Source organism: Bradyrhizobium sp. Arg237L, from assembly GCF_029990105.1.
Classification (GTDB): domain Bacteria; phylum Pseudomonadota; class Alphaproteobacteria; order Rhizobiales; family Xanthobacteraceae; genus Bradyrhizobium.
The window spans coordinates 1-23,122 of sequence record NZ_JAQMIL010000093.1; the positions used below are offsets into that span (position 1 = coordinate 1).

At 61.6% G+C, this 23,122-nt stretch carries 20 protein-coding genes and 1 tRNA gene; 6 read left to right on the plus strand and 15 right to left on the minus strand.

Annotation, left to right across the window (positions count from 1 at the left end; genetic code table 11):
• Window positions 1-282: 282 nt before the first annotated feature.
• On the minus strand, window positions 283-1,122 hold the full coding sequence (locus tag OZ411_RS37835; protein WP_282532008.1) for an SDR family oxidoreductase: 840 nt from the start codon (window positions 1,120-1,122) through the stop codon (window positions 283-285).
• A 194-nt stretch (window positions 1,123-1,316) separates the two neighbouring features.
• Between OZ411_RS37835 and OZ411_RS37840 the strand changes: the two genes are divergently transcribed.
• From OZ411_RS37840 to OZ411_RS37855, 4 genes are all read left to right on the plus strand, one after another.
• Window positions 1,317-2,279, plus strand: coding sequence for an HWE histidine kinase domain-containing protein (locus tag OZ411_RS37840; protein WP_282532009.1), 963 nt, complete (start codon window positions 1,317-1,319; stop codon window positions 2,277-2,279).
• 223 nt (window positions 2,280-2,502) lie between these two features.
• Window positions 2,503-4,245, plus strand: coding sequence for an EAL domain-containing protein (locus tag OZ411_RS37845; protein ID WP_282532010.1), 1,743 nt, complete (start codon window positions 2,503-2,505; stop codon window positions 4,243-4,245).
• 124 nt (window positions 4,246-4,369) lie between these two features.
• Window positions 4,370-7,471 (plus strand): EAL domain-containing protein, encoded by a 3,102-nt coding sequence (locus tag OZ411_RS37850; RefSeq protein ID WP_282532011.1) that lies wholly within the window; start codon window positions 4,370-4,372, stop codon window positions 7,469-7,471.
• A 101-nt stretch (window positions 7,472-7,572) separates the two neighbouring features.
• Window positions 7,573-7,977: a YccF domain-containing protein gene (locus tag OZ411_RS37855; protein ID WP_282532012.1), complete on the plus strand. Its 405-nt coding sequence runs from the start codon at window positions 7,573-7,575 to the stop codon at window positions 7,975-7,977.
• A gap of 1 nt (window position 7,978) precedes the next feature.
• On the opposite strand, the gene OZ411_RS37860 is transcribed toward OZ411_RS37855, so the two are convergent.
• Entirely contained in the window at window positions 7,979-9,058 is a 1,080-nt protein-coding gene (locus tag OZ411_RS37860) for an LLM class flavin-dependent oxidoreductase (protein ID WP_282532013.1), read from the minus strand.
• A gap of 293 nt (window positions 9,059-9,351) precedes the next feature.
• Here OZ411_RS37860 and OZ411_RS37865 point away from each other — a divergent pair.
• Window positions 9,352-9,428: transfer RNA gene (locus OZ411_RS37865), tRNA-Arg, on the plus strand.
• Window positions 9,429-9,554: 126 nt separating this feature from the next.
• Here OZ411_RS37865 and OZ411_RS37870 read toward each other — a convergent pair.
• The 13 genes from OZ411_RS37870 to OZ411_RS37930 form a co-directional block, all read right to left on the minus strand.
• A complete protein-coding gene (locus OZ411_RS37870) occupies window positions 9,555-10,472 on the minus strand; it encodes a hypothetical protein (RefSeq protein WP_282532014.1) in 918 nt (305 codons plus the stop codon).
• Window positions 10,473-10,688: 216 nt separating this feature from the next.
• Window positions 10,689-11,378, minus strand: coding sequence for a Rid family hydrolase (locus OZ411_RS37875; RefSeq protein WP_282532015.1), 690 nt, complete (start codon window positions 11,376-11,378; stop codon window positions 10,689-10,691).
• 124 nt (window positions 11,379-11,502) lie between these two features.
• A complete protein-coding gene (locus OZ411_RS37880) occupies window positions 11,503-11,706 on the minus strand; it encodes a hypothetical protein (protein ID WP_282532016.1) in 204 nt (67 codons plus the stop codon).
• 133 nt (window positions 11,707-11,839) lie between these two features.
• Window positions 11,840-12,433, minus strand: coding sequence for a flavin reductase family protein (locus tag OZ411_RS37885; protein ID WP_282532017.1), 594 nt, complete (start codon window positions 12,431-12,433; stop codon window positions 11,840-11,842).
• 4 nt (window positions 12,434-12,437) lie between these two features.
• Window positions 12,438-13,685, minus strand: coding sequence for a M20/M25/M40 family metallo-hydrolase (locus OZ411_RS37890; protein ID WP_282532018.1), 1,248 nt, complete (start codon window positions 13,683-13,685; stop codon window positions 12,438-12,440).
• A gap of 41 nt (window positions 13,686-13,726) precedes the next feature.
• Window positions 13,727-14,644 (minus strand): polysaccharide deacetylase, encoded by a 918-nt coding sequence (locus OZ411_RS37895; protein WP_282532019.1) that lies wholly within the window; start codon window positions 14,642-14,644, stop codon window positions 13,727-13,729.
• Window positions 14,645-14,672: 28 nt separating this feature from the next.
• Window positions 14,673-15,920, minus strand: a complete 1,248-nt coding sequence (locus OZ411_RS37900; RefSeq protein ID WP_282532020.1) for an ArgE/DapE family deacylase — start codon at window positions 15,918-15,920, stop codon at window positions 14,673-14,675.
• A gap of 71 nt (window positions 15,921-15,991) precedes the next feature.
• Window positions 15,992-16,858, minus strand: coding sequence for an ABC transporter substrate-binding protein (locus OZ411_RS37905; protein WP_282532021.1), 867 nt, complete (start codon window positions 16,856-16,858; stop codon window positions 15,992-15,994).
• A 76-nt stretch (window positions 16,859-16,934) separates the two neighbouring features.
• A complete protein-coding gene (locus tag OZ411_RS37910; RefSeq protein ID WP_282532022.1) occupies window positions 16,935-18,020 on the minus strand; it encodes an FAD-dependent monooxygenase in 1,086 nt (361 codons plus the stop codon).
• A gap of 39 nt (window positions 18,021-18,059) precedes the next feature.
• Window positions 18,060-18,830, minus strand: coding sequence for an amino acid ABC transporter ATP-binding protein (locus OZ411_RS37915; protein WP_282532023.1), 771 nt, complete (start codon window positions 18,828-18,830; stop codon window positions 18,060-18,062).
• Window positions 18,827-19,492 (minus strand): amino acid ABC transporter permease, encoded by a 666-nt coding sequence (locus OZ411_RS37920; RefSeq protein WP_282532024.1) that lies wholly within the window; start codon window positions 19,490-19,492, stop codon window positions 18,827-18,829. Before OZ411_RS37920 ends, OZ411_RS37915 begins: the two co-directional genes overlap by 4 nt.
• Window positions 19,493-19,770: 278 nt before the next feature.
• On the minus strand, window positions 19,771-20,556 hold the full coding sequence (locus OZ411_RS37925; protein WP_282532025.1) for a GntR family transcriptional regulator: 786 nt from the start codon (window positions 20,554-20,556) through the stop codon (window positions 19,771-19,773).
• Window positions 20,557-21,161: 605 nt separating this feature from the next.
• Window positions 21,162-21,671, minus strand: coding sequence for a UTRA domain-containing protein (locus OZ411_RS37930; protein WP_282532026.1), 510 nt, complete (start codon window positions 21,669-21,671; stop codon window positions 21,162-21,164).
• 152 nt (window positions 21,672-21,823) lie between these two features.
• Between OZ411_RS37930 and OZ411_RS37935 the strand changes: the two genes are divergently transcribed.
• Window positions 21,824-22,840 (plus strand): integrase core domain-containing protein, encoded by a 1,017-nt coding sequence (locus tag OZ411_RS37935; RefSeq protein ID WP_282532027.1) that lies wholly within the window; start codon window positions 21,824-21,826, stop codon window positions 22,838-22,840.
• The last annotated feature ends 282 nt before the right edge of the window (window positions 22,841-23,122 follow it).

Sequence of the window (23,122 nt, forward strand, 5' to 3'; positions counted from 1 at the left end):
GCACGGGACCCATGGGTGCAACCGGCACCCGGCTTTCCCTGCGCCCTCTATTCGATGAGGGTGGAAAGTGACGCAAAACTCGGACGTATCACGTCGCGAGAACGCAGACTCACACCCCTCGGCTGTTTGAAAATTAAATCATAATTCGCGACGACGCCTAGGGTGGGCAAAGCGCAGCGTGCCCACCTTTTCTTGCACCAACCGTGGATGGTGGGCACGCTGCGCTTTGCCCACCCTACAGCTTCGCGGACTCAGGATGAGGGTCAGTCAACTATGCCGTCGCTAGCCGCCCTGATCAAACGCCTTGCGCAAGGCGACGTAGCCCTGCTGCTGCTGGGTCCAGTTGCGGCCGCCGGTGATGGCGCCGTCGACGACGAGGTCGTGGCCGTTGATGAAGGAGGATTCGTCGCTGGCGAGGAACACGGCGGCATGCGCGATGTCGTCGGGCAGGCCGGCGCGCGGGATCGGCTGGGCGCTCTTGTAGACCTCGCGCATGACAGCCGGCGTCTTCTCCGCGGCGTCGGTCGACAATCCCAGCGCCTTGCCGAAGATGCCGGTTGCGATCGCGCCGGGCGAGATCGAATTGACGCGAATGCCGGACTCGCCGAGCTCCATCGCCACGCATTTGGTCAGATGGATCACCGCGGCCTTTGCCGCGCCATAGACCACCGAGGACGAGAAGCCGGCAAGCCGCCCGGCGATGCTGCCATTGTTGATGATGCTGCCGGAGCCCTGCTTCTTCATGTGCGGCGCGACATGCTTCATGCCGAGCATGACGCTGCGCACCAGCGTTGCCATCGCGGCATCGAAACGGTCGACCTCCAATCCCTCGATGCCGCCGGTCTGCGCCGGACCGCCGGCATTGTTGAAGAGGCAGTCGACCTTACCGAATTTTTCCAGCGTCAGCGCGATCAGCGCCTTCATCTGCTCTTCCACGGTGACGTCGGTCTGGCGGAAGATGCAGTTGGCGCCAAGCGCCTTGGCCAAGGCTTCGCCTTCGGCGATGCGGCGCCCGGCGATGACAACCTTCGCACCCTCGGCGACGAAAACCTCCGCCGTGCGCAGGCCGATGCCGCTCGTGGCGCCCGTGATCACCGCGACCTTGCCGTCTAACCGTCCCATGTCATTACCTCTTAAGCTGTCAGTCGAATTCGATGGAGTGGGATATTCCTGCCACAGGCGGAACAAGGCAAGCGGACTGTTCGGTGAACAACGCAGCCGGCTGTGGCCCGCGGCCCTCTGCCGGCCACAAATCGCGGCTTACCCGTCGGTTCGGCCTTATTTTGGATTCGCTGATCACCTGAAGTGACAAAGCCATGAAGAGATTGATCGACGAGTTCAGGTGCGGCTGGCGCGGGGACGCCCCGCCGTCGCTCGCGCTCGGCCTCGGCTTTGCGATCATCTGCTTGGCGCTGGCGACGGCGGTCCGCTGGGGTCTGTCCCAGCTTCGCCCGGACGTGTTCTTCACGCCATACTTTCCGGCGGTGTTCTTCGCCGGTGCCTTCGGGGGCTTTCGCATCGGAGTTCTGACCGCATTTGTAAGCGGCGTGCTCGGCCTCGCCCTCAATTTCGGCAGCACGGTCACCGATCCGACGCGGATCGCGTTGCTTTTGATGTTCTGGGCGGTCTGCGGCCTCACGATCTGGGGCGTCGAGCACTACCGCTCGATCGTCGCCGAGCAGCAGCGGATCGCCAAACGCCTGATTGGCGAGCAGGACTACCGCAAGCTCGTGGTCGACGAATTGCAGCACCGGCTGAAGAACAAGTCCTCAACCATTCATGCGGTGCTGCACCAGGCGCTGCAGGACCAGCCGCAGATCTGGAGTCGCATCGATCACCGCATCCGCGCGCTGTCGGCGACCGACGACCTGATCGCAAAGGTCGACGGCAACGGATGCGATATCCAGGACCTCCTGATCTCCGAACTTGGTCCCTACGGCCATGTCCGGTTCAACCTGAACGGCGATCGTCTGTTTCTGCCGGCCAAGCTGGCGGTGAGCCTGGCGTTGATCTTTCATGAGCTCGCCACCAACGCCGGCAAGTATGGCGCGTTTTCCTCCGCGCGCGGCTTCCTGCAGGTATCATGGTCGGTGTCCGACGATCGCCTCACCATCACCTGGGACGAGACCGAGGGGCCGGTCGTGGAGAAGATCGGCGAGCCGGGTTTCGGCACCAGGCTTTTGAAATCGGCACTGAGACCATTCGACGGCAAGACCGACGTCAGCTATCTCAAGACCGGTATTCACTGTACCATGCAGTGCCGTATTCCCACGGCTTGATCGCGCTTTTTCGCGCTTCGCTCCGAAGCGAAGGCGAAACGAAAGACAGCCGCAAGCACTCGATGATCGGGTTGACGCTCTGTTAATGACGATTGAGGTGGCGCCTGTTGAAATCTCCTATCGACACAGATGTCGCGGTTTTTCTCAGTTCCACTTAACCAAAACTACAAGGGACTTTGCCAAGTTCGCGCGCATGCACAGTCCCATAAAGCACGACTTTCAGATGGCCACGGCGGTGGCCACGAATGAGAGCGAACTCCATTCCGAATTGCGGATTCTGCGTGATGTCGTCAGGTTGTTGCCTGCGGGCGTCACGGTCCAGGACGAGCAGGGCGACTTCCTGGTCGTCAACGATGCGGCCGCGGCGCGCTTCCAACTGGCAAGCGATGCAATGGCCTCGCAATTGGACGAGCGCCGCGAGACCTGTCTCGAATTGCTACGGAACGGCCGCTCCGCGGTGCTGGAGGAAGCGGTTGCTTCCGGCGCGGCCAAGCAGGTGTTCCTCACCGCGCATCGGCCGGTGCGGATCGCCGACCGTAATCTCTTGCTGTCGACCTCCGCCGACATCACCGAGCAGAAGGCGTTCGAGGACCAGCTATTCCGTTCCGCCTATTATGACGAGCTGACCGGGTTGCCGACGCGCCGGGTGATCGAGCACCGCGTCAACAGCCTGCTGTACCGTGATGATGCAGACAGCCATTTCGCGCTCGCCTTCCTCGACATCGATAATTTCAAGCACATCAACGACTATTACGGCCACGCCATCGGCGACGCGCTGCTGGTGGAGATGACCCGGCGGCTCAGCCTGTCCTTACGCGAAACCGACATTCTGTCGCGCATCTCCGGCGACGAATTCCTGCTGCTGCTCAATCCGATCCAGACCGAGCAGGAGGTCGCCGACTACATCGAATTCATGCTGCAGCGGCTGAAGGCGCCGTTCTTCATCGACCAGTCGGAGATCTTCGCCTCCACCTCGATCGGCGTGAGCCTTTATCCCGAGCATGGCCGAAGCTACGACGAGCTGCGCCAGAACGCCGATATCGCGATGTATCGGGTCAAGCACAGCGGCAAGGGTGCTGCGGCCTTCTTCGACGCCAGCATGGAAGTCGAGGCCATCGCGCGGATGAAGATCGAGCAGTCGCTACGCCTCGCGATCCTGGAGAAGCGCTTCTGCTGCGCCTTCCAGGCCAAGGTCGATCTCAGGACGCAGGAGGTCAGGGGCATCGAGGCGCTGGTGCGGCTGCGCGACAATGAGGGCGTGATCCAGGCGCCCGGCACTTTCGTCAACCTCGCCGTCGAGCTCGGGCTGATCGACGAACTGACCCATCTGGTGCTGGCGGAGATCGTGAGATCGATCGACCTGATCAACAACACCTTTGGTCCCGACGCTTCCATCAGCATCAATGTCGCGGCCAAGCAGGCCGCCAATCCCGAATTCATGCGCCCGTTCGCCCGCGCGCTCGAGGAGACGGGATACCCGAAGCGCTTCATGATCGAGGTGACGGAAGATGCTTTCGTCACCAAATCGCATTTCCAGGAGGAGATCCTGCCGATACTGCGCGGGATCGGCGTCGGGATCTCGATCGACGATTTCGGCATCGGCTATTCGTCGCTGTCGGCGCTCGCCGACATCACCGCCGACGAGATCAAGATCGATCGCTCCTTCATCACCGACATCCATAAGCGCCCGCGCAGCCAGGGCATCCTGCGAGCGATCGAATCCTTGAGCGAGGCGCTCGGCATGACCGTGATCGCGGAAGGCATCGAATCCTACGAGGAGCTGGCCTACCTGCAGGCTGCGACCAAGATCCGCTACGCCCAGGGCTACTACTTCTCGAGACCGATCTTCCTGGACGACCTCAAGCCGTCGATGCCGCTGACGAGCGAAGCGCGGGCTCACCTGGCGAGCCGGGCGATGGAGGAGGCACGTCCGGCTTACACCCGAACGAGCAGGTATCGGCGCTGAGGACCGGGACCCCACAACCATCGCGAGGAAATACTGCAAGACCCCAATTAAGCGTTGAGTAACCGGATTTCCTAACCGCTTGTGGCAATTTTGCGTTGTATCCCTGCCTCCCGGGAATTCGGGAATGCGCAATCCTTCAAAGCACATCCATAGGATCATCCTTCGCGCGAAGGTCTTCCGCCGCCACTTCGCCGCGACGATCCGCGGCCCGGTGCTGTGGCTGACGCTCTGCGGCGGATTGCTGGTGACCGCGATCTTTGCCGGCACCATCCTGATGGTCGGCCAATTCCGTGAGCGCGCCCTGCACAACAGCGAGCGCGAACTGGAAAACACGGTGCTGATGCTGACGCGCCATTTCGACCAGCAGTTCGAAGACTCCGCGACGATCGCTTCCGACCTGATCTCACAATTGCGGATTCCGGAGCTTGCCTCGCCGGGAGCGTTCAAGGAACGGATGTCGACCGCCGAAGTGCACCACGTGCTGAAATCGAAGGGCCTATCCTATCTCGGCGACGTCTCGCTGTTCGACACCGACGGGCAGATCATCAACTGGTCCGGACCGCTGCCGGCGCCGAAGCTCGACATATCCGAGCGCGCCTACTTCAAGAGCTTCAAATCCAATCCGACGACGGAGACCGTTCTCGCCGAAGCAGTCCGCAGCTATCGCAACGGCAAACTCAATACCGTGATCGCCCACCGCCTGACCGGGCACAACGGAATCTTTCTCGGGATCATGACACGGCGGATCGATCCCGCGAACTATGAGAAGTTCTTTGCTTCCGTCGCTCCAGGCGCGAGCGCGACCATCGGCCTATTTCACGCCGACGGCACCTTGCTCGCCCGTCATCCGCGCATCGATGAGATGATCGGACGGAATTTCGCCTCCGCCCCGCTGATGCGAGAGGTGCTGGCGAAGGGAGGCCAGCATACCCTACGCATCGAAAGCCCGGTCGATGGAATGAAGCGGCTCGGCTCGGCGGCGCGGCTGGGCCATTTCCCGGCGGTCGTGGTCGCAACCAATTCGATCGCCGCGGCACTTGCAGACTGGCGTGCGCAGACCAAATTCCTGATCGTCGCCGCAGCGCTCGCCGCCCTGGTGGTCGCAGGCGTGCTGTTCCTGATCACCCGCGAGATCAACAAGCAAAACCGCCACGCGCGGCAACGGCTGAAGGCGGAGCGGCAACGGCTCGATACCGCGCTGAACGACATGATCCAGGGGCTGGTGCAGTACGACGCCGCCGGCCGCATCGTGACCTTCAACCGTCGCTATCTCGACATGTTCCAGCTCTCGACCGACATCGTGAAGCCGGGATGCCACTTCCGCGACCTGATGCGGCACCGCCAGGCGAACGGACTTTTTGACGGCGACGTCGACGAATTCTGCACCTCCGTCATGAACAATATCGCGCAGGGCCGGGTTGATCGCAGCCTGGCAGGCAGCGCGGACGGCCGCTGGTTTTCCGCCGTCAGCACGCCACTCAAGCACGGCGGGTGGATCACCACCATCGAGGACATCACCGAGCGCTGCAGGCTGGAGCAGGAGCGCGACCGGAACTACGCGTTCCTGCGCGAGATCATCGATCACATCCCCTCGCAGATCACGGTCAAAGATGCGCACGACCGGCGCTATCTCTTGGTCAACCGTGTTGCCGAGGAGAAGTTCGGCATCTCACGCGACCTGATCGTCGGCAAGACCGCATTCGATGTCTTTCCGGCCGCCGCCGCCCGAATCATCACCTCAGACGACGAAAGGCTGCTGGGGTCCACCGACGGCTTCTACAGGGATGAACACCTCTGGAAGACCCAGGCGAAAGGCGAACGCTACATCACCTCGAAACGCATCGGCATACGCGATCAGGCCGGCACGACGCACTACATCATCAACGTCGTCGAGGACGTAACCGAACGCAAGCTCGCGAACGAAAGGATCACCTATCTTGCGCATTACGATGCGCTGACCGACCTGCCGAACCGCGTGCTGTTCCGTGCGCAGATCGCGCGCGAGCTCGAAAGGGCAATGCGCGGTGAACGGTTCGCATTGCTTTACATCGATATCGACGAGTTCAAGGCCATCAACGACTCGCTCGGCCATCATATCGGCGACGAATTGCTGAAGACGGTGGCCGCACGGATCAAGGCCTGCCTCAAACCCAGCGACCTGATCGCCCGGCTTGGCGGCGACGAGTTCGCCGTGATCCAGACCGCCGTTGATGCAACGTCCGACGTCGCGGAATTCGTGACGCGGATCCATGGCGCGATCCGACAACCTTGCGACTGCCTCGGGCATCATCTTTCCACCGACGCCAGCATTGGCATCGCGCTGGCGCCGCAGGACGGCACGGAGTTGGACCAGCTCATCAAGCACGCGGATCTGGCGATGTATGCCGCCAAAGCGGGCGGGCGCCGGACCCATCGCTTCTTCGAGCCGGCGATGGATGAAAGCGCCCAGGCCCGCCTCACCATGGAGCAGGACCTGCGGCAAGCCATGGTGGAAGGCGGTTTCGAGATCCACTACCAGCCGCTCTTGGACTCGAGAACCAATCAGGTGGCGGGCTGCGAGGCGCTGTTGCGCTGGCGTCATCCGGAGCGCGGCATGGTCTCTCCCGCCGAATTCATTCCGGTGGCAGAAGATACCGGAATGATCAACGAGCTCGGCGATTGGGTGCTGCGCACGGCCTGCACGGAAGCGGCCACCTGGCCGTCTCACATCCGGCTCGCCGTCAACGTCTCGCCGGTCCAGCTCAAATGCGAAACGCTGGCGTTGCGGATCACGGGCGCGCTCACCGCCTCCGGTCTCGCGCCCGGCCGGCTGGAGATAGAGATCACTGAGGCGGTGCTGATCAGGGACGATGAAGCCGCGCTCGCGATCCTGCACCAGCTCCGCGCCATCGGCGTGCGCATCGCGTTGGACGATTTCGGCACCGGCTATTCTTCCCTGAGCTATCTGAAACGGTTTCCGTTCGACAAGATCAAGATCGACCGGTGCTTCGTCAGCGACATCGAGGTCGACGGTTCCTCTGCCATCGTGCAGGCGGTGGTGAATATCGCCGCGTCGCGCAACATGACTACCGCGGCCGAAGGTGTCGAAACCGAACAGCAGCGAAAACTATTACGCGAACTGGGCTGCACGCAGATGCAGGGCTTCCTGTTCAGCGCACCGAAGCCGGCATCGGAGATCAGGCGATTGCTCGACATGGACCAGGCGACGGCACGGGTTCTGGCCTAGAGCCGATCGGGCAGCTATCTTGCGCGACGACGATGGCGTACAAATATGGGGGGAGGCCGGCCACGAGGCAATCTGGCCACCAGGCAATGACGAGTGAACCCATGTCTCCTCTTTCCATCCTCCTCAATGTGCTCTGGATCCTGATCGGCGGCGCGTGGATGGCGTTTGGCTGGCTTGTCGCCGCAATTATCATGGCGATCACGATCGTCGGCCTGCCCTGGGCGCGCGCGGCTTTCAACATCGCCGTCTATACCCTGCTGCCGTTCGGCTCGCGGGCGGTGCGCCGTGACGAAATCACCGGCGCGAGCGACGTCGGGACCGGCGCGTTCGGGCTGATCGGCAATCTGATCTGGTTCGTGCTCGCGGGCTGGTGGCTTGCGCTCGGTCACCTGCTCACGGCGATCATCTGGGCAGTCACCATCATCGGCCTGCCCTTCGCCTGGGCGCATCTCAAGCTTGCCGGCATCGCGCTGTGGCCGATCGGCAAGACGATCGTGCCGGCCTGAGTTACGCCATCAGGCGGCCGCGATTGTTCTCCGCGAGGATCGGACGGATCAGCCGCCCGAAGCGTTCGGCCTCTTCGTCATGCAGATAGCCGGACAGGCAGAAGGAATGGCAGCCGGCATCGATGAATTGCTGCAGCATATCGGCGCACTGGACGGGATTGCCGACCACGGCAATGCCGGCGCCAGGCCGGACCTTGGTGATGCCGGTCCACAGATGTGGCAACAGCAGATCGCCATGCTCGCGCGCAAGCTGCTGCACCCGTTGATTGGCGACTGAATTGTTGTAGAGCGTCTTCATCTCCTGCTTCTGCCGTTCGGTGGCGTGACGCACCAGATGATCAGCCGCCTCCCACGCATCCGCTTCGTTCTCGCGGCAGATCACCTGCAGCCGCATGCCGAAGCCGATCTCCTGCTCGCGGCCGTGGCTGCGCGCCAGCGCCCTGATCTCGGCGATGTCCTGCGCGATGCGTTCCGGCAGGTCGCCCCAGAACAGATGCACATCGGAATGTTTCGCCGATAATTCCCACGCCTGCCGCGAGCCGCCGCCGAGATAGAATTTCGGAAACGGCTGTTGCAGCGGCCGCGGCCGGATATGCGCACCCGACAGCGTGTGGAACCTGCCGTCGAAATGCACCGGCCCGCGCGTGGTCCACAGCGCCTTCAGGATCGAGACCTCCTCGTCCATCAGCGCGTAACGCTCTTCCTTGGCATAACGAACGCCTTCGGCTTCGACCTCGCTCTCGTTCTGGCCCGCGATCAGGTTGATGCAGATGCGCCCGCCCGACATCTGGTCGAAGGTCGAGATCATCTTGGCCAGCAGCACCGGATTGATATAGCCGGGACGCGCCGCAATCAGCGGCTTGATCTTCGACGACCGCGCCGCCATGAAGGCACCCGTGATCCAGGCCTCCCAGCACACCGAGCCGACCGGGATCAGCAAATATTCAAAGCCCGCCGCTTCGGCGGCCTGCACCACCCGCTCGCAGAGTTCCGGCGAGCCAGCCACCTGCGCTTCCATCAGCCCATAGGCCGTGGTGTCGCCATGTGTCGGCAAATACCAGCCAAATTCGAGCGGCCGCATGACGAATCTCCCTGGGCAGACGGCGTTTGTACACAGTTTCTACGCCCAGTTTATCGCCTGTGCCCGGCCGAACAATCACCTCAAGGCCGTTGCCGACAGCAGACCAATCGGCTAAATGAACTGCCAAGCACCCGTAGCTCAGCTGGATAGAGCGTTGCCCTCCGAAGGCAAGTGTCAAGCCGGTTGGTGCGAAAAGTGACGAAGAAAGAGCATTGTAATCCAAGGGCTTGCGAGGGCTACGTGTTGAGGCTTTACTCATCATGAAATCCGCGTAAGCACTGCGTAAGCAGTTAGCACCCGTAGCTCAGCTGGATAGAGCGTCGCCCTCCGAAGGCGAAGGCCACACGTTCGAATCGTGTCGGGTGCGCCACTTCGGTACATGCTATCGGCACCGAAACTTGCCGTTCTCCCGCTGCAAGCCGTCGAGTTGCATGCGCTGAACGCGCGTCTCACAATCTCATTGCACGCCCGTGGCTTCCGTCGACCGCGGGGCGAGTCATGCGTTCAGCAAGGCAGCGAGGGACGTCGCTCGCCGCGCAATGCTCCGAATGTGCCAAGCGAGGACGCAGACGCATGCGACTTCAATCGCCATCGAGACGAGCGGAAGGAGCGCGCCGGAGTGAAATTCCGTTGCGAGCAAGCGGAGCACCGTTAGCACACCGTCGCTGAGAACCGACAAAGCAAGTGCCGTCGTCGCGACAACGCTGAGCATGAAGGAACGACGAAGTTGCCTGCGATATCCGGCATCGAAGGCTGCGGACATTCGGCTGCTGCCGATGTAGGCCCAGCCCACGATCGCGACGACAACGGAAGACAGGAATGCATAGCGGTCAATCAGCCCCACGAATTCACCAATCGCCTTCACGTCGTCGCGGGTCGTCCACTGCATGATGGCATACCAGGCGACGCGGACCTTCATGGCGATTAGGATTCCGACGATGAGGAGGATGGTCGCGCCGCCAAATCTGCTGATCTGCTGCGCAAGCGAGATGACCGCGAACTGGGCTGCGATGGCATGAGCGTCGCCAAAATTCGCGACCGCGCGGCGCTCTGCCTCGAGCCCGTCGCCCGCGGGATCGGCAGCAACCGCCTCCCGTAGATGATCTTCGATTTCCTGCCGCAGGCGCTGTGCCAGTGATTGATCGAACCGGAGCACGTCCGCGAGCGATTCGAGATAGTCGGAAATCAGGCCGGTTTGCCGTCGGCTTCTCCGAAATGCTCGACGTTTACGGAGCAAGTTAACACCAGAACTGAAGCGGCCCGTTTGAGTGAAACCACTGGCCCGCTTCCTCAGTTGGAACTCTCGCCGCTCCGATCCGATCCCCTGAGACGGATCTTGGTCTCTTCGTTGTCGACCGGTCTTCGCCGCGCCAAGCCATGGCTTGCCGGCCTTCAGCGTATCCCAGAGATTCACACGTGATCCCTGGTGGGCATCACCATCACCACGTCCGAGTATGGCGGCTTTTCGGTACATACAACCCGTTCGCCAAGTGATTGGACGTAGCACGATGCGACGACCATGCGAGATCAGAGCCCTCACTTGTGCTCTTCGCTTTTTCCGGGCGGTTCGCCGCCGCGCGTGGTCACTTCTGGAGCAACTACGCCGGTGCGGATCATCGTCTCCGCTAGCCTATGAAATGACCGCCGTGGTGGCGATCTCGATTAAAAACTCTGGCTTCACCATTTCGAGTTTGACGCAGAAGCGCGCCGGAAGCACGTTCGGAAAATACTGAACGTGGATGGCGTTCATTCGGTCGTAGTCGGAAAGATCGCGCAGGAATATCTGGTTGAAGACGATATCGTCCATCTTAGCCCCTGCCGTTTCAATAACCTCCTTGATGCTGTCGAGTACTCGTCGCGTCTGAGCGTCGATGTCGCCAACGCCAACGATACTACCGTCGTAGGGGTCGGTCGCCAGCATACCGGCGACATAGATATGACTACCCGCCTTGACACCCCAGTTGAGGTGATTGGTTTCATTCGAGGTTTTGCCCCGAACCCAGCCTTTGGGATGGATCGGTGTGTTCATGAATGTTCTCCTGGTGGGTTTGAGATTGCGATGATAGGCCTCGAGTAGCGGCACTTCCTCGTTGATCTCATCACAACCGAAGTCCGAGAGAGCAAAGCTGTCACGCGCCAGCGTGATCGCCGGAACCAGGACATCAGGAAGCGATTTGCGGCCATAGTGTGAGAGGAGTTCGCACCAGCCCGCGAGATTTCCGGGCAACGACACAGCCTGCGGGCCGCGCTTGAGATCGAAGCGGCTGGTGTATCTGCCAACCGGGAAGCTCGCGGGCATCGGCAGCGTGAAGTCCAGCACGCGAACGCGCTTCTCGTTTACGACCTAGATCGTGGCCAATCCAAACCCGGCAAGTCCCGACATGAACGGTTCGACCACATTGAGGGCAGCCCCATGGGGCGTGCGGATCACCAGAACGGCCGGCCTACGGATCTCGCGCTCGTTCCCTATCCCCCACCGTGATACGCAGCCGACCGCTGAGCAGCACCACCACATTGACGCCCGATGGCAAAGTCGCATTGACGCGCGTCGGCCGGTCGAATTGCCGCACGTCTGCGGAAACCACCAGCGCGCCGGAGAGCAAGGTCGGCTTCTCGCCGGGAAGCGCAGTCGCGGTGGTCGGTTTCAATTCAAGGGGTCGTCTGAGGAGCAAAAAAACTCCTAAGAGCTTTGCACGGAGCACTCCAACCACAACTACGCTGCGGCATTTATGATCGCTCCAAAGTCTGGGCCGGGAGCCGATATCAGCGAGGCGGCGCAGGTCAGCCGTCAGTCATGCGAATGATCTCGCCCAATCGAGCATAGACCGGCCCGGCCAGCCGCGCCAGCGGCCGCAGATCGGCGGTATCCACCTTGCCGTCCTTGATCAGATCGTCACAGATGTGGAACAGCTTGATTTCGCCGACGAAAAATTCCGCGCCTGCGCGCCCGAAGCTGATCACTCGTTCGAGAACGCACTCGAGGCTGATGGGCGACGACGCGATGCGCCGCGGTGCCACACATTCGCTGGGCTCGCTCGGAATGCCGAGCAGGTCGATCTCATCGACATCGGCCGGAAAATCAGCCGATGACTGGTGCATGGGCTCCAGCAGCGTCTCGTCCACGATATTGACGACGAACTGCCCGGTGGCGTGAATATTGGCGGCTGTATCCTTGAGGGCGCCGCCGCGCCGCCCACAATTGAAGCCGATCATCGGCGGATCGGCGGACACGTAAGTGAAGCAGCTGAACGGCGCGAGATTGGATTGCCCGGAGGGCGAGATGGTCGATATCCATGCGATCGGACGTGGCACCACGACGCCGGTCAGGAGTTTGTAAGCTGCTGCGTAATCCAGTGTCTGCGCATCGATCTTCACGGCGTCACGCTTTCTGCAGGAGATAGGCGGCTGCGGAGAGCACATGGCAGCGCACGACATTCAGCGCTTCCGCGATCGGGACATGTTCGTTGGTGCTGCCCATGCCGCGCGGCGACGGCCCATAGACCACCGACGGGACATTCCTGTAGCGCCACAGCCGCGCATCGGTATTGCCGAGGCTGACCGCCGGCACGGGGCGAATGCCTGTCACCGCGTCCGCCGTGTCGGCGACGATCAGCGCTAGCTCGTCGTTGGGATCGGCCCAATTGGGCCGGTTGAGCAGCAGCACCTCATAGGTGAACTGGTGGCGATCGCGCAGGACCTCGATCCTCGCCAGCATGTCATCCGCATCCGCCCCGTTCGGCAGACGGATATCGACGTCGAATGTGCAACGCGACGCGATCATATTGACGCGCGAGCCGCCGCTGATGGTGCCGATATTCATCGTCACCTTGCGGGCAAGATCGCTGGCACCCTCGCCATAAGCCCGATCGTAATCCGCGCGCGAGCGCTCCAGCGCTGCGACCACCACATCGGGCTCCTGGAAATCCACCTGCGCGAGTGTCTTCAGATCTATGATCAGTTCGAGCGCCTTTTCGATGGCATTGGGGCTGAGATGCGGATAAGCGCCATGCCCACCGGGGGTCTGCACCGTTATGCGCAGCCACAGAGCGCCCTTTTCGCCGAACCGTACTACACTGGCGCCGCTTGGCTCGCCATTCAACAGCGCCGTCCCCGTGATGAGTTCGGGACATGCGTCGAACAGGTGCCGCGCGCCGTTCGGACCAAAACTCTCCTCCTCCGACACCACCGTCAACGTCAGCTTTCCAGCAAAATGCTGCGCGAGGCGCGAGAGATAAACGTAGGTCAGGATCGACGCCGTGGTGCCGACTTTCATATCGGCGCTGCCGCGCCCCCAGATGGTACCATCCACATGGCCGTCCCACGGATCTTGCGACCAGCCCTCCGACGTCTCGACCGGGAACACGTCGATATGGCCGTTGAGCACGAGATGTTTCGGGCCGGCGGCGAAAGCCTGCGTCGCCACCAGATTCGGCATCGTCCCGTCACGATTGACCATCGCATAAGCCAGGCCGCAACTGTCAAGATAGTACCGCACCAGCGCCATCACCTCGCGGGTATCGCCCGGCGGATTGGGCGAGCGTGTGTGCACCATAGTCTGCATAAATTGCAGGATGTTGTCCTGGTCCTGATCGATCCAACCCAGCAAGGTCGTGCGGAGGTCTGCCATGGATGTCACAACGAATGTCCTTTCCTGCAAGCGGATGCCGATCAGTGCGCCAGGCTCGGCAGCACGTCGCCGAGCTCGGGAATCGGCCCCGTATAATGCGGCAGCCGATCGATGCGCGGTTGCCATGTCTTGCCGGCGATAAGCTGACGGACATGCGCAGCGATGTCTTCCATCGGCGCGAACCAGACTTGGCCCTTGTCCATCATATATTCGATAAATTGCGCGATGGCGTGGCAGCGTGACAGGCGCCCAGACAGGAACGGGTGCCAGACCGGCACGAACAGCGCGCCATATTCCCAGGCCGCGTCGAATTCGGCACGGAAACAGTCCATCGCCTGGGCCGGCGATTTCACCGGCATGATGTAATTTAAATCGCGCGAGCCCATATAATGCGGCCAGTCATCACAGGCATAATGGGTCGGCAATTCGACCACACTGCCGCGGCCATTAGTGAGCAGATAGGGAATTTCGTCGCCCATCAGCGAGGCGTCGTAATCGAAGCCGTCGGCCACCAGATGATCCAGCATGGCGGCGGAGAATTTGTAGGTCGGTGCACGGATGCCGCGCGGGTGCTTGCCGGTGACGCGCTTGATCACCTCGCTAGAGCGCTGCAGCCAATAGAGCTGTTCGTCTTCCGGCAGCCCATTGGGATGTTCGTGAAGATAACCGTGATGGGCGATCTCATGGCCACCCTTCAGGATCAGCTCGATGGTCTGCGGATAGCGCTCAATGCACCAGGCCGGCACGAAGAAGGTCTGGCGGATGCCGAATCGCTGATACATTTCGACGATGCGCGGCGTGCCGATTTCCGGCCCGTAGCGCAGCATGGAACTCGCCGCCAGCCGGTTATGCGCGCTGGCGTGATGCGCCAGATGCAGGATGCTATCGGCATCTTCGTCAAAGGTGATACTGACGGCGCAACGCGCGCCATTCGGCCACGGCGGAGGATTTTTCAGCATGGGCGTTCCTCTCTAAAGTGAGTGATGGCTAGGGCCGGCTGAGATAGTCGAAGGCCGACAGCGTGTGCGTGCGGACGACATCGAGGAATTCCTCGACCTCGACATATTCGTCCACGCCGCCCATCTCGATCGGCGACGGACCGAACACGATTGCGGGCACATCCTTGTAGCGCCACAGGCGCGCATCGGTGCAGCCGAGGCTGACCACCGGCATCGGCTCGATGCCCGAGACCGCCCTGGCATTGGCGCGCACCAGGACGGCCATTTCCGTATCCGGCGATGTCCAGTTCGGCGGATTGTAGACGATCTGCTCGTAGCTGACCTCCGGATGACGCGTGACGATGGCATCGACTTCGCGCCGGATATCGGCGTCATCGAAACCATTGGGCAGGCGGATATCCACCTCGAACACACATTCCGCGGCCACCATATTCACCTTCACCCCGCCGCGCATGAGGCCGGGATTGACGGTGATGCGGCGCAGATTATGCGCGGCGCCATCGCCCCATTCGCGATCGACGGTGGGCGCCGCCGCATCGAACAGCGCGGTGAGATTGCCGACCTCGGCCGGCGATAGATCGGTCAGCTTTTCCAGCTCACCGATCACTTTCGATGCGATGGATGTGGCGCTGGGGCTGCGATGGACATAGGCGCCATGGGCGCCATGGGTCCGCACCGTGAAACGGAGCCATAGCGGCCCCTTCTCACCGAAGCGAAACGTATTGCGTCCGGTCGGCTCGGCATTCAGGCAGCAGTCGCCGATGATCTCGGGATGATGCTCGACCAGATAGCGCGCGCCCCAGGGGCCGAACGTCTCCTCGTCCGAGACGATCGACAAGGTCAGGCGACCGTGCAACTCTTCGCGGATCTCATGCAGATAGAGAAAAGTGAAGAGCGAGGCCGTGGTGCCGCTCTTCATGTCGCAGGCGCCGCGGCCATAGATGCGCCCGTCGATGAGCTCCGCGCCCCAGGGGTCCCTGGTCCAGCCGGCGCCATCGCCGGCTGGGAAGACGTCGATATGGCCGTTCAACGCGAGATGCCGGCCCGGTCTGCCGCCATCGAAACTCGCCACGATATTCGGCATGGTCGGCTCCGGCGCGATCACCCGATAGGAAATACCGCGAGCATCGAGCAGCTGGCGAACATGCTGCGCAGAACTGATCGTATCACCCGGCGGATTGGGGCTGGGCAAGCGGATGAAATCGCGCAGATAGGCGATCAGAAGCTCGCGATCTCCGTCAATGCGGTCCAAAAGTCGTTGCTTGGCGGCGTTCATCATGGCTTTCCGCTGTGGCAGCCGGCATGCGATGCCTGTCGCCTGGCATCGCATGCGCAGCGGCGATCGCGTTACTTCTTGCTCTCGTCCACCGGCTCCATCACGGTGCCGAACGGCTTGAGATTGGCGGCGTCGTAGAAGCGGCCGGTCATGCCATAGGCATTGGCCATGCGCTCCCAGCGGCCGGTCAACAGCATGAAGTCGATGGACGAGTTGAGGAAGTTGAGCAGTTCCTGATTGCCGCGCTTCACGCTCCAGGCGATCGGCAAGAGGTTATAGGGATTGCTCTGGAACAGATCGGTGACACCGGGCTGCTGCGCGGCATAGCGGCGCGCCTGCCACGCATCCTCGATGCCGACATCGGCGCGGCCGGCGGAGACCTCGACGAAAGGCGCCGTCAGGTTACCGGTGCTCAACGTCACCAGCGTGGCAAGCGGGAAGCTCTCCTTCGCATATTCGCTCGCCGCCCCGCCCTGTACCACCGCGATCTTGATGTCCTTCTTGTTCAGGTCGGCCAGCGTCTTGAAGCGCTCGTCGTCCTTCTTCACGATCGCGCTATAGCCGAGATAGTGGATCGGCTTGGTGAACTCGACCGCCGCCGCACGCTGGATGGTGGCAAATGTGCCGGCGATGGACATGTCGAACTGACCCGACTGCAGGCCAGCGGCATAATTGGCCCAGGTGGTTTCCACCAGCACCGGCTCGACGCCGATGGTCTTGAAGATATAGCGCAGGCCATCGACGTAATAGCCTTTCACTTCGCCGGTGGCTGGATCCTTGATGGTGCCGGGCGGCGATGGGATATAGCCCACCTTGATGGTCTTTTCTTTGATGATGCGATCCATCACCTGCGATGTCGCCGGCTGAATGCCAGCCAGCAATGCCAGAGCCGTGATGGCGCTGGGAAGACGGAGAACACGTCGCCGAAAGCTCGTCATGATGGAAATCCCTTCCTGCAGTCTCTGAAACAATGATGTGAGATGGTCTCGTAGGCACGTCGGCGGGATAGACGTCTCAAGTGGATTGCGTCTCGACCTCGTTCTCGTAGCGGATCGCAATCGGATCGGCATTGTGGCGACCGCGGAAGCTGCCCATCTGCGAGCGCTTGACGATATAGGCCGCGGCAGGCCGCCGGATCGCCTCGTAATCGTGCAGCGCCTGATCGACATCCGAGGTCTTGGCGAAGGCATCGCGCAGCGCCAGCGCGTCGATCACCGTCTGGCTCGCGCCCTGCGCCAGATCGGGCATCATCGGATGCGCGGCGTCGCCGAGCAGCGTGACGCGGCCATGGGTCCACTTGTAGGGGCTGCCATCGACATCGAAGAGCGGGCTCTGCACGATCGTCTCCCGCGGCGTGATCTTTAGCGTGTTCGGGACATGCGTCTTGTCCCAAGACGCGAAAAAAGCGAGAAATTCGTCGATGGTGGCGGCGCCTCGTACCGAACCGAACCAATAGGCCTTGCCATTGCCGATCGGGATAACCGACAGCCAGCCGCCGGTGGTGTAGATGCCGGTCTGTGCGGCGGGATCGACATCGACGCTGGCGAGATCGATCACCGAGCGGAAGCGGAAGGCGTGATGGTCATTGGGCCGAAACTGGACGCCGCCGATCAGCTGATCCCGGATCACCGAATGAATTCCATCGGCTCCGATGATCACGTCGCCCTGATAGCTCTCGCCATTGGCGAAACGGCAGATGGCGCTGTCGTTCCGGCTTTCCACCGACGACACGTCGTAGCCATACTTGATCCGGTCGTGGCCATAGGCATCGGACAGCATGGTGCTCAGCGCCAGCCGATATACGCCTACGGACGCCGCGCCGTATTTTTCCGGCCATGCACTGGCATCCGCCTCGAACAGCAATGTGCCGTCGGGATCGTAGCCGAGATAGCGGTTCAGTTGCACCGAGATCGCATCATAAGCCGCGCGCAGGCCGAGGCCATAAAGCGCACGGCCAGCATTGGGCCAGAGATTGAGGCCGGCGCCAGTCGCCCGCAATTCCGGCGCGCGCTCGAACACCTCCACGTCGTGACCGAGCGAGGCCAGACCGATGGCCGCCGAAAGCCCGCCGATGCCACCGCCGCAGATTCCGATACGCATCCAAATTCTCTTCCTAACAAACCATGTCGAAACCGACGCTCATCGCAATACGCGCTGCAGAAACTCCGCCGTGCGCGGATGCGATGGATGGGTAAAGATGCTGTCCGGCGCGCCGATCTCGACGCTCTTGCCGTGATCCATCATCATCACCCGATCGGCGACATCGCTCGCAAAGGCCATTTCATGCGTCACGATCACCATGGTCATACCCTCGCTGGCCAATGACTTCATGACATCCAGCACCTCGCCGACGAGCTCGGGATCGAGCGCCGAGGTCGGCTCATCGAACAGCATCACTTCGGGATTCATGGCGAGCGCACGAGCAATCGCAGCGCGCTGCTGCTGCCCGCCGGACAGCGTCTCCGGATAGACGTCGATCTTGCTCGACAGGCCGACGCGATTGAGAAGGTGCTTCGCCTGGTCGACCAGCTCGTTGCGATTGCGGCGCTGGACGATCATCGGCCCCTCGATCACGTTGTCGAGGACGCTCATATGCGGGAACAGGTTGAAACTCTGGAACACCATACCCATGCGAGCGCGGATGACAGCGACATGCGCCGCGCTGTCGCGAACGAGCTTGCCACCCGTCTGCTTGCGATAGCCAACCAGCTGCCCGTCGAACCAGATTTCGCCGCCGTCATATTCTTCGAGAAAGTTCATGCAGCGCAGGAACGTGCTCTTGCCGGAGCCGCTCGGGCCGATGATGGCCACCACCTCGCCTTTCGCGACGTCGAGATCGATCCCCTTCAGCACCTTTGTGTGGCCGAAGGATTTCTGCACCTGCCTGGCGCTGATCGTCGCAGTGGTCATTGGCGCACCTTCCAGCTCCGCTCCAGCAGCTGCGACGCGTAGATGATCGGGAAGATCAGCACCGCGAAAGCCAGAGCGAGCACGGTGTAGATCTCCAGCGGGCGATAGGTGCTGTTGATCAGGTTCTCCGATTCATGCAGTAGCTCATAAACGGCGAGGGCCGAACCCAGCGTCGTCAATTTGATGAGCGAGGCGAATTCATTGATGAAGGGCGGCACCATGCGCCGGATCGCCTGAGGCAAGATGATCCGGCGCATTGCTTGCGCATAGGTCATCCCGGTCGCATAGGCGGCATCCCACTGGCCGCGGCTGATGGAATTGATGCCGGCGCGGAAAATCTCGGCGAAATAGGCGGAGGCATGCAGGCCGAGCCCCACCGACACCGACACCGTGTTGCTCATCTGCAGGCCAGTGAGGATCGGCAGCGAGTAATAGATCCACACCAGCTGCACGAGGGCGGGCGTCGAGCGGAACAGCTCGACGATCGTCGCCGCGGGGGCGCGCAGCACCAGGACCTGGCTGCGGCGCATCAGGCCGAGCGGAAGACCGAGCACGAGCCCTATCAGCGTCGCCCAGAAGGTGATCTGGGCCGTGACCAGAGCGCCGCGAACGAACACCATCCGGTAGTCCCAAACGATCTGAAAGTGCCAAGTGTAATCCATGCCGATCCGGATCTCGTCATTTCTGCATACTGCATGCAGAAAGCGGAATACTGGATGCAACGGCTATGCCAAGCGACGGCAAGGCCGTGAATGGCCGCCGCTTGGCACGAAATGCCCCTTTCTCGGGCCTGATGGAGAGGAAAACGCGCCAGGAATGCAGGCGCGCCGATTGATCTGCATCAAATTCAGGCGGCGGATGAAATCCGCGTCATGTGGAGCCGGAGGCCGCAGGGTAGCGCGAACCAGCGTATCGTCGTGGGTAGCTTCGCTACCCGTCCTTATTTGCGCCGCTTCGCCGCAGCGCTCGTTACCGCGGGCTTGGCCCGCCGCTCCACCATCATGCCGCGATAGGCGCGGCCGAGATGCTTCTTCAAGGTCGTTTCGGCGCCGGCGCGATCGCCGCGGCGCAGCGCATCGATGATGGCGCGGTGGTCGCCCAGCGCCTTGCGGGCATCGTCTTCCTGCTGCTGGCTGAGCCATGACGAATTGAGGAAGAATTCGCGAAATTCCGCGATCAATGCAGCTAGGCGAGGCGAACGCGCCGCATCTGCAATGGTCAGATGGAAGCTTTCGTTCAAGGCCGCGCGCTTGGCGTGCTGCAGGTGGCTGGTCGCTTCCGCGGTCGCAAGCAGACGCTCGAGCTCATCCAGCTGGGCAGCGTCGATGCGCGACGCAGCCAGCCCGACGGCGCAGACCTCGAGCGCCTCGCGAATGGCATAGATTTCTTCCATCTCGGCTCGGGTATCGACCACTTCAACGCCGCCAGTGGCCAGTTCACGGACCAGGCGATCCCCGATCAAACGCGAGATGGCTTCGCGAACGGGCGTCCGGCTCACCGTGAGATTTTCGGCGATCTCTGTCTCACGCAGGCGAGCTCCGGGCGCGATCTCGCCGTTCAGGATCGATAGTCGAAGTCGCCGGTAAACCTGATCTGAAACGCGCTCGGCGCGCATGATTCCGATTGGCGCCGCCGCGACATCATATTGCGCTTTGCCGCGCGGACTGTTTGCCGGATTACGTTTCGCGTTCATCAATCCCGAAAGGCCTGCTCCGAGCTTCTTCATAGAACCTGCTTCTTCATAGAACCTGCTTTGGGGCGCGGCCGAGAGGCCCGCGCATTGTTCCACCTGCGCGCGAGTGTATCTCGCATGCAGCATACACGCCGCCCGATCGTTTGTTCAAGGTAATGACCACACGAAACGGCAACCGGACCCGCCGGATTCCGCCTCGGATAGATTTCGGCAGCCCCTCGCAACACCAATCTGCGTCGCACTTGTCATCGGACAAAGGTCAGACGATGGTAGTGGCACACCCACTTCTGCCGATAATCTCTGAAACGGGAACTGCCCAGCAAGCTGGCGTTTTCGTCCCGTCCCCAACCCAGAGATTAGCGCCAAGGGTCAATCGACCGCAAGAAAAGCCAAGCCCCACTTTTGTAGATCAGCCGTGGCCAGATCGTCTTGCCCGGATGTATGCTAGCCACGCGCCCTTCGCTGCCACATACATTTATCAATCCGGGCGATACGACGACTGAAGCTGTCTGGGTGAACACGCCGCTGCCCGGCGTGGCAACCGCGCCAAGCGCAGGCTCATCCACCCAAAAGGCCCGGTTGAGCGCGCCTCGATAGACTGGCGCGTCAGGCCCGCGGCACTCTGGAACACGCCGATTTCAGGTGCGCGGGACCTCGATCGACGTGTTGAAGACGACCATGTCACCGCGATAGCTCGCGCTGCCGAGATAAAGCACTTCATTGTCGACGTTGATGATCACCCTGGTGACCTCGCCGGTAGGGGCGCCGGGAGGGATGCCTAGGATTTTGGCGGTCTCCATGCTCGCAGAACCGATTCGAAAGGTCTGGTTCATGTGCTTCAGCGTCGGTCCCACAAGGCGACTGAGAAGCGGAATCACCATCTCTTCGTCGAAGCGCTCAGGATCTCGTTCATAGAGTTCGGAGTCGAGATACATCTCCATGATGCAGTAAGCTGCGGAACGCCGCCGATGGATACGGCGCATATATCGATAACGTCCCTTGGACATGCCGGCCTGCAGCGCTGAGTTCGGAAGCGCCACGTCGTCCCGAACCTCGATCAGCTCCGCGACATTACCGTCGAGCGTACGAAGCAGGTGCCGCCAGCTTGACTCGAGCTGGATCAGCTCCGAAGGAGGCCGATCGGCCACGAAGCTTCCCTTGCCCTAGATCGTCTTGATCAGGCCTTCGTCCGACAGCACACCGAGGGCCTGGCGGATCGTCACGCGCGCGACGCCGTAGGCGTGTGTACCGAAAACCTTATCCAGGTTGCTGAGGTGATGAAATCGCCTAAGCTGGCGGAATGATCGGGCTCCTGTGTTTCGTCGTGGCGGTCTTGGCCTCACCATTAAAGTCCAAGCTCCGGCTTGAGGCTGAGAACGCCACGCTCAGACGTCAACTGGTGGTCTTGCGGCGTAAGCTGAAGGGCCGGGCTCGTCTCACGAGCAACGATCGCTGGTTCTTCGTTCAGCTCTATCGCTGGTTTCCGTCAATCCTTCCGGTTCTCATGATTGTTCGACCCGAGACGCTCGTGCGTTGGCATCGGGCCGGCTTTCGCTGCTACTGGCGTTGGAAGTCGCGCCCGTTGGGAGGGCGACCGCCGATCGACACCGAGCTGCGCGGATTGATCCGGCGGATGAGCGTGGAGAATCCGCTTTGGGGCGCGCCACGCATCCACGGCGAACTGCTCAAGCTCGGGTTTGAGGTCGCGCAGTCGAGCGTCGCCAAGTACATGGTCAAACGGCGCGGGCCACCCAGCCAGGGATGGCGGACCTTCTTGCGCAACCATGCGCCGGACATTGCCGCCATGGACCTGTTCGTTGTTCCAACGATCGGTTTCGACCTGCTCTATACCTTCGTCATCGTCCGGCTTGACCGCAGAGGCCTCGTCTGGATCAACGTCACAGCACATCCGACGGCCGAATGGGTGGCACGTCAAATCACGGAGGCATTTCCTTGGGATGAGGCCCCGCACTACCTCATCCGCGATCACGACCGGATCTATGGCAGCGTCGTCACGCGCCGATTGCGCGTCATGGGCATCCGGGACAGACCTACCGCACCAGCCTCGCCTTGGGAGAATGGCTACGCCGAACGGCTGATTGGATCAATCCGGCGGGAATGTGTGGACCACATCATTGTCTTGGGCGAGGCGCATTTGCGCCGAATTCTGCGATCCTATGCCCGCTATTACAACGACATCAGAACGCATCGGTCGTTGGACAAAGATGCGCCGGCCCCTCGTCCGGTTCAACGGATAGGAAGCATTAAATCACACGCCATCCTTGGCGGACTTCACCACCACTACACCCGAGCTTAAGTTTTCGGTACACACAAGGACTGGTTCTGGAGAAACAGCCTATACGACGGTGTTTACGGGTTGGCAGGCAATTTGCTGCGGACGGGGCAGGAGAGTCGCGAGCGCTACATCGGGACCAACTTTCGGCGTCCATCGTGTGGCATGCCACGCGGCATGTCGACCTCTCGCTGGCCTATGCATATTGCTTCGTCGGTCCCTTCCTTTCCGATAGCGCAACACCCGGACGCGACGTCCAGTACGCCTCGGCATTCGTGCGCTTCAAATTCTAGATTGAGGCCCACC

Excerpts from the sequence above, each read along its gene's own strand:
- OZ411_RS37835 (WP_282532008.1), bottom strand. The coding sequence starts at position 1,122 with ATGGGACGGTTAGACGGCAAGGTCGCGGTGATCACGGGCGCCACGAGC.
- OZ411_RS37840 (WP_282532009.1), top strand. The coding sequence starts at position 1,317 with ATGAAGAGATTGATCGACGAGTTCAGGTGCGGCTGGCGCGGGGACGCC.
- OZ411_RS37845 (WP_282532010.1), top strand. The coding sequence starts at position 2,503 with ATGGCCACGGCGGTGGCCACGAATGAGAGCGAACTCCATTCCGAATTG.
- OZ411_RS37850 (WP_282532011.1), top strand. The coding sequence starts at position 4,370 with ATGCGCAATCCTTCAAAGCACATCCATAGGATCATCCTTCGCGCGAAG.
- OZ411_RS37855 (WP_282532012.1), top strand. The coding sequence starts at position 7,573 with ATGTCTCCTCTTTCCATCCTCCTCAATGTGCTCTGGATCCTGATCGGC.
- OZ411_RS37860 (WP_282532013.1), bottom strand. The coding sequence starts at position 9,058 with ATGCGGCCGCTCGAATTTGGCTGGTATTTGCCGACACATGGCGACACC.
- OZ411_RS37890 (WP_282532018.1), bottom strand. The coding sequence starts at position 13,685 with ATGGCAGACCTCCGCACGACCTTGCTGGGTTGGATCGATCAGGACCAG.
- OZ411_RS37895 (WP_282532019.1), bottom strand. The coding sequence starts at position 14,644 with ATGCTGAAAAATCCTCCGCCGTGGCCGAATGGCGCGCGTTGCGCCGTC.
- OZ411_RS37900 (WP_282532020.1), bottom strand. The coding sequence starts at position 15,920 with ATGAACGCCGCCAAGCAACGACTTTTGGACCGCATTGACGGAGATCGC.
- OZ411_RS37905 (WP_282532021.1), bottom strand. The coding sequence starts at position 16,858 with ATGACGAGCTTTCGGCGACGTGTTCTCCGTCTTCCCAGCGCCATCACG.
- OZ411_RS37910 (WP_282532022.1), bottom strand. The coding sequence starts at position 18,020 with ATGCGTATCGGAATCTGCGGCGGTGGCATCGGCGGGCTTTCGGCGGCC.
- OZ411_RS37915 (WP_282532023.1), bottom strand. The coding sequence starts at position 18,830 with ATGACCACTGCGACGATCAGCGCCAGGCAGGTGCAGAAATCCTTCGGC.
- OZ411_RS37920 (WP_282532024.1), bottom strand. The coding sequence starts at position 19,492 with ATGGATTACACTTGGCACTTTCAGATCGTTTGGGACTACCGGATGGTG.
- OZ411_RS37925 (WP_282532025.1), bottom strand. The coding sequence starts at position 20,556 with ATGAAGAAGCTCGGAGCAGGCCTTTCGGGATTGATGAACGCGAAACGT.
- OZ411_RS37935 (WP_282532027.1), top strand. The coding sequence starts at position 21,824 with ATGATCGGGCTCCTGTGTTTCGTCGTGGCGGTCTTGGCCTCACCATTA.